The organism is Micromonospora psammae, assembly GCF_036902725.1.
In the GTDB taxonomy this organism is placed as follows: Bacteria; Actinomycetota; Actinomycetes; order Mycobacteriales; family Micromonosporaceae; genus Micromonospora.
Genome location: NZ_JBAKHM010000017.1, coordinates 129,538 through 135,848, shown reverse-complemented (window position 1 = coordinate 135,848; position 6,311 = coordinate 129,538). Strand labels below are relative to the sequence as shown.

Below are 6,311 nucleotides of genomic sequence, written 5' to 3'. Positions count from 1 at the left end.
GATGAAGGCGCTGGCGACGTCCGGGAGCAGGAGCATGTCCGACTCGTGGATCGCCTGGAAACCGCGGATCGACGACCCGTCGAAGGCCAGGCCCTCGGTGAGGAGGTCGTCGTCGACCGACTCGACCGGCAGGTTGAAGTGCTGCATCACGCCGGGCAGGTCACAGAACCGTACGTCGACGAACTTCACGTCCTCGTTCTTGAGGTATCGCAGGAGTTCCTCGGAATCGGTGAACACGGGTCCTCCTGGAAGGCGTAGTCCGGCCATGGGCCACCGCGGCAGCCGGACGGAGCGGCCCGCGCCCATGCCCCGACCGTACGACGGCTCGCCGGGCCGGCGTCGCCCATCCGCCCCATCCGCTCAGGATCATGGGAGATGGCGCATTCCGTCCCGTGCCCTATCCGGGAACATTGGGCGAAACCCGGCCGAACCAGCCGGTCAGGACTGCTCTAATCGGGAGGAGGCGGACGGGAGCCGCCGCCCATCTCAAGGAGGTGCCCCGGCATGCAGATGACCGCGACCGACAACCACGCCGTCGCCCAGGCGGTACACGACGTGGGATCGGCTCTCTGGTTCGGGGGCACGGTGATGGGCGTCGCCGGGGTCAACAAGTCCGGCAGCGACCTCCACCAGGGCATCGACCGGATCCGGGTCGCCGAGTCCGCCTGGGGCCGGTTCAGCCCGGTCCAGTGGCTCGGCATCGGCGCCACCATGCTCGCCGGCCTCCAGCTCAGCCGGGTCGGCCGACGCCGGATGGCACTGCAGAAGGGCTTCGGGACGGTGGGCGCGGCGAAGGCCGGCATCACCGTGCTCGGCGCGGCGGCCACCGCGTACGCCGCGTACTGCGGGAAGCGGATCGGCCAGCTGGCGGAGGAGGCCCACCAGCGCGGCGAGCAGATCGAGGTACGGGACGCCACCCTGCCCACCGCGCACACGCCGGACGCGGTCGCGACGTGGCAGCGTCGGCAGCGCCTGGCGCAGTACGCGGTGCCGGCGCTGGCCGGAGCGAACATCGTCTGCGGCTCGTACCTGGTGCAGTCCTACCGGACCGTCGCCACCGCCAAGGGTGTGCTGCGCCGACTGCTGCCCGACTGAGGCAGGAACGTCCACCCGGCCCGTGCCGAGCCGCACACGCTGGCCGCCCCCGGCGGGCATCCGCGCCCGACCCCGTTCGCCGCGCTCACCGCTGCCGGGACCGCTCATCGGCGAGCTCACGGGGCACCCGAGCCAGCCGGAGGACGGTGACGAGCCCGACGCCTCCGACGATGTTGCCGAGCACGGACCAGCCGAGGGCGCCGAGCCAGTCGAGGTAGCCGAAAGGAGCGCGGCCGGCGGTCAGCGCGGCGAACATCAGGATCGAGTCCAGGACGCTGTGGAAGAGCTGCCCGCCGGCGAGCAGCGCGCCGAACAGCAGCGACGGCACCAGGCGTACGCCGAGGCTCTCGGTGGAGTGCTGCATCCGGGTCATCAGGGTGATCACCATGCCGGCGAGCACGGCCAGGGTGAAGGAGCGCAGGTTGACGCCGAGCGTGGCGAAGTGGGTGCCGGTCTCGATGGCGGTGCGGCGCAGGTCGGGGAAACCCTGGGTGATCAGCCAGGCCACCAGCCAGCCGCCGAGCAGGTTGCCGGCCAGGGTCACGCTCCACAGCCGTAGCAGCGAGCGCACGGTGTTGTGGCCGGCGGCCACCGCGGTCACCGGCACCAGGAAGTTCTCGGTGAACAGCTCGCTGCGGGCCAACAGCAGCGCCACGAAGCCGACGCCGAAGGCGAGCCCGGCGAGCAGGGTCTGCCCGGTGGCCTCCTTGACCAGGAGGTAGGCCAGTACGCCAGTGCCGACGTCGACACCGCCGACAATCCCGGTGACGATCAGCGGGGCCCACGGTCGCGCCAGCCGGTTGGCGCCTTCCTCGACCACGCGGCCGAACGCCTCGGCCACCTCCGGCTCGGAACCGGCCCGTCGATCCTTTCTCACCCCGGCGGCTGCCCGTCACGGTTGGCGGTGGCCAGGTGCCGGACCTCCACCTCGTCGCCCGGGCTAGTGGACGCCATGGGTCTGGAGCCAGAGTTCGAGCAGACCGAGCTGCCACAGCTTGTTGCTGCCGGCCGCGGCCTGCGCCTGTTCCGGGTCGGTGAGCAGCGCGTCGACGTACTCCGGCCGGAACAGCGCGCGGTCCCGCGCGGCCGGCGCCCGCAGCGCCTCGGTGACGAGGTCGCGGACCGGTCCGTCGACGTTGCGCAGCGCGGGCACCGGGAAGTAGCCCTTCGGGCGGTCGATCACCTCGGCGGGCAGTACCTGACGGGCCACCTCCTTGAGCACGCCCTTTCCGCCCTGCGCGACCTTGTGCTCGGGCGGGCAGGCGGCGGCGAGCGTCACCAGGTCCTGGTCGAGGAACGGGGTGCGGACCTCCAGCCCCCACGCCATGCTCATGCTGTCCACCCGTTTCACCGGGTCGTCGGGGAGCATGAGGTGGGTGTCCAGGCGCAGCACCGCGTCGAGAGCGGTGTCCGCGCCGGGCGCGGCGAGGTCCGCGGCGACGAGGTCGCGGCTGGCGTCGGAGTCCATGACGTACGCGGGGCCGACCACCCGGTTCAGCTCGGCGTGGTCCCGGTCGAAGAAGGCTCCCGCGAACGCGTCGGCGGCGCCGTCGCGGGGCACCCGCGTGAGAGGCTGGTGGTAGCCGTAGCCGGCGAAGACCTCATCGGCGCCCTGCCCGGACTGTGCCACCTTGACGTGCCGGGCCACCTGCTCGGAGAGCAGATGGAAGGCGACCACGTCGTGGCTGCCCATGGGCTCGGTCATCGCCTCGATGGTCCGGCGGACGGCGGGCACGAGGTCGTCGTCGGCGAGCTGGATGCGCTGGTGGTCGGTGTCGTACGCGCGGGCGACCAGGTCGGAGTAGTGGAACTCGTCGCCGCTCTCCCCGCCCCGGCTGTCGAAGCCGATGCTGAACGTGCGCAGGTGCTCCTGCCCGGCCTCGGCCAGCAGCGCCACGATCATGCTGGAGTCGAGTCCGCCGGAGAGCAGCACGCCGACCGGCACGTCGGCGACCAGCCGGCGCCGTACGGCGGTGCGCAGCGCGTCGCCGACCGCGGCCCGCCAGTCGTGGGCGTCCCAGCCGGCGTGGGCGGGGTCGCGGACGTACTCGGGCCGCCAGTAGACGCGCTCGCGGCTGCGCCCGTCGGCCTCGACGACGCGCACGGTGGCCGGGGGCAGTTTGTGGATGCCACGCAGGATGGTCCGGGGTGCGGGCACGATCGAGTGCCACGACAGGTAGTGGTGCAGGGCCACGGGGTCGACGCGGGTGTCGACGTCCCCGGCGGCGAGCAGCGCCGGCAGCGTCGAGGCGAACCGCAGCCGACCCGGCTTCTCGGCCAGGTAGAGGGGCTTGATGCCGAGCCGGTCGCGGGCCAGCACGAGCCGCCGCCGGGCCCGGTCGACCAGGCCGACGGCGAACATGCCGACCAGGTGGTCGACGAAGTCCTCGCCCCACTGCGCGTACGCCACCAGGATCACCTCGGTGTCACTGGTGGAGTGGAACGTGTGCCCGGCGGCCCGCAGCTCCTCCCGCAGCTCCGGGTAGTTGTAGACGCAGCCGTTGAACACCAGCGCGAGCCCGAGGTCCTCGCGCACCATGGGCTGGCCGCCCGCCTCGGACAGGTCGATGACGGTCAGCCGCCGGTGTCCGAGGGTGACCCAGCCGTCGCTCCACAGGCCCTCCCCGTCCGGGCCGCGGGAACGCATCGCCTCGGCCATCCGGGTCACCGCGTCGGCGTCCGGCGCCGTCGCGTCGAACCTCGCCTCACCGCTGATGCCGCACATCGTCAGCGTCGGGGGGTCGGGGGCCCGCCGGCAGGGGAACGTCTCCCACCGCGGCGAGACGGCGGTGGGGGACCGGTCAGCCGGGGGCGTCCACGCTCCGATGTCATTCCTCTTCCTCACGTCTGTCGGGCACGGGAGATGGCCGCCGGCCGGCCGGGCCGCGGGGCCGGTCGACCAGGGTGTCCGGGCGTGGCGGCCGGCTCGCCGCCTCCGGTCGCGGCGAGCGCGTACCGGGACGGCCCGGCTGGTCGTCGGTCGTGCCGTACACCGTCCGGCCGTCTTTCCGGGCCGTCGCGGAGCGGCGGCGCGTCACCCACCCACGCAGGGCATCGCCTTCCCCGTGGGCGGGCAGGTCCACCGGTCGTCCGGCCTCCGCCCACCCTGGCGCCGGGCGACGGCTGGCCTGCCCCGACGGTACGTCGGCCAGGTTCCGGCCGAGGGCGGATCGGCGAGAAGGCCCTCCGGTTCCCGACCCGTGGTCCCCCGGATCACTGCTCCTCACCCTTGCCCTCCGGGCGTCGCCACCGGTCGTTGTCGCGGTCGTTCGGGCTGCGCTGTCCACCCCACGGGTCGCGTTCGGGTTCGTCGGTCTGGTCGAAGGCGGGTCGCCGGATCTGGTCGGGGTCCGGCACATCCACCGGCCGCGCGCCGGATTCGGCTGCCGGCTGGTAGTCGCCCGCCTCCCGCGGCCCGTGCGCGCCCTCGGCGCTGGGCGACTCGGGTGTCGGATGCTCGCGGTGCAGCCCCTCGAGCAACGTGTGCGGCGGCTTGGTGTCGCGCTGCGGTAGGTCCCGGCCGAGGTCGGCGACGAGCGGGCCGTACTTGGCGTCGAAGGCGGGACGCTCGGAGCGGATGCGGGGCATCCGGTCGAAGTTGCGCAACGGCGGTGGGCAGGTGGTGGCCCACTCCAGCGAGTTGCCGAAGCCCCAGGGGTCGTCGACGCTCACCTTGGCCCCGTACCGCCACGACTTCCAGGCGTTCCACATGAAGAACAGGGTGGAGATGCCGAGGACGAACGACCAGATGGTGGAGAACGTGTGCATCCAGGTGAAGCCGTCCTGCGGTTGGTAGTCCGCGTAGCGGCGGGGCATGCCGGCCGCCCCGAGCCAGTGGTGGATCAGGAACGTGCCGTGGAAGCCGAGGAACATCGTCCAAAAGTGGATCTTTCCCAGGCGTTCGTCCATGAGCCGGCCGGTCATCTTCGGCCACCAGAAGTAGAAGCCGGCGAAGAGCGCGAACACCACGGTGCCGAACACCACGTAGTGGAAGTGGGCGACCACGAAGTAGGTGTCGTGGACGTGGAAGTCCACGGGTGGGCTGGCCAGCAGCACTCCCGTCAGCCCGCCGAGCAGGAAGGTGACGAGGAAACCGATGGAGAACAGCATCGGTGTCTCGAAGGTCAGTTGCCCCTTCCACATGGTGCCGAGCCAGTTGAAGAACTTCACCCCGGTCGGTACCGCGATGAGGAACGTTGTGGCGGCGAAGAACGGCAGCAGCACCTGGCCGGTGGTGAACATGTGGTGCGCCCAGACGATCATGGAGTAGCCGGCGATGAAGATGGTGGCGCCGACCATGCCCTTGTAGCCGAAGAGCGGCTTGCGGGAGAAGACCGGGATGACCTCGGTGACGATGCCGAAGAACGGCAGCGCGATGATGTAGACCTCGGGGTGGCCGAAGAACCAGAACAGGTGCTGCCAGAGCATCGGTCCGCCGGTCGCGGGGTCGAACACGTGGGCGTTGAAGAGCCGGTCGGCCATCAGCGCCAGCAGGGCGGCGGCGAGCAGGGGGAAGACGAGGATCACCAGCACGCTGGTGATCAGCATGTTCCAGGTGAAGATCGGCATCCGGAACATGGTCATCCCCGGGGCCCGGAGGGTGAGGATCGTGGTGATGAGGTTGACCGCGCCGAGGATCGTGCCCAGCCCGGAGACGACCAGACCGACGATCCACATGTTCGCGCCCACTCCGGGCGAGTGCTCGACACTGGCCAGCGGGGTGTACGCCGTCCAGCCGAAGTCGGCCGAGCCGCTGGGTGTCAGGAACCCGCCCATGACCATCAGCCCGCCGAAGAGGTAGAGCCAGTAGGCGAGGGCGTTGAGCCGGGGGAACGACACGTCCGGCGCGCCGATCTGGATCGGCACGATGTAGTTGGCGAAGCCGAACGCCGCCGGGGTGGCGAACAGCAGCAGCATCACCGCGCCGTGCGAGGTGAACAACTGGTTGTACTGCTCGGCGGAGAGGAGCTGCAGGCCGGGCCGGGCCAACTCACCCCTGATCAGCATCGCCTCCACCCCGCCGGCGATGAAGAACGCGAACGAGGAGAGCAGATACAGCAGGCCGATCTGCTTGTGGTCCGTCGTGCCCAGGAACTTGATCAGCGACGCGCCAGGCAGCGGTCGCCGCAGCGGTCCCGGGTACCCGCCGAACGCGGCCGGGACGAGGACCGCCGGCCCATGATCTCGTACCGGCGCCGTACGCTTCGACATCTCTC

General features: G+C 71.2%; 5 protein-coding genes. 1 reads left to right on the top strand and 4 read right to left on the bottom strand.

The genetic code is table 11. The features are described 5' to 3' along the window. Positions 1–237 (bottom strand): glutamine synthetase (locus V6U79_RS20570; protein WP_334615514.1); only part of this gene is annotated, 237 nt, incomplete at its 3' end. 267 nt (positions 238–504) lie between these two features. Here V6U79_RS20570 and V6U79_RS20565 point away from each other — a divergent pair. After that, on the top strand, positions 505–1,095 hold the full coding sequence (locus V6U79_RS20565) for a hypothetical protein (protein ID WP_334534009.1): 591 nt from the start codon (positions 505–507) through the stop codon (positions 1,093–1,095). A gap of 85 nt (positions 1,096–1,180) precedes the next feature. Here the strand turns inward: V6U79_RS20565 and V6U79_RS20560 are convergent, their stop codons facing one another. From V6U79_RS20560 to ctaD, 3 genes are all read right to left on the bottom strand, one after another. Continuing rightward, a complete protein-coding gene (locus tag V6U79_RS20560; protein ID WP_334615513.1) occupies positions 1,181–1,972 on the bottom strand; it encodes a formate/nitrite transporter family protein in 792 nt (263 codons plus the stop codon). Positions 1,973–2,035: 63 nt separating this feature from the next. Continuing rightward, on the bottom strand, positions 2,036–3,820 hold the full coding sequence (locus V6U79_RS20555) for an N-acetylglutaminylglutamine amidotransferase (protein ID WP_334615512.1): 1,785 nt from the start codon (positions 3,818–3,820) through the stop codon (positions 2,036–2,038). A 488-nt stretch (positions 3,821–4,308) separates the two neighbouring features. Beyond that, complete coding sequence (gene ctaD, locus V6U79_RS20550; RefSeq protein WP_334615511.1) at positions 4,309–6,306, bottom strand: aa3-type cytochrome oxidase subunit I; 1,998 nt, start codon at positions 6,304–6,306, stop codon at positions 4,309–4,311. Positions 6,307–6,311: the final 5 nt, after the last annotated feature.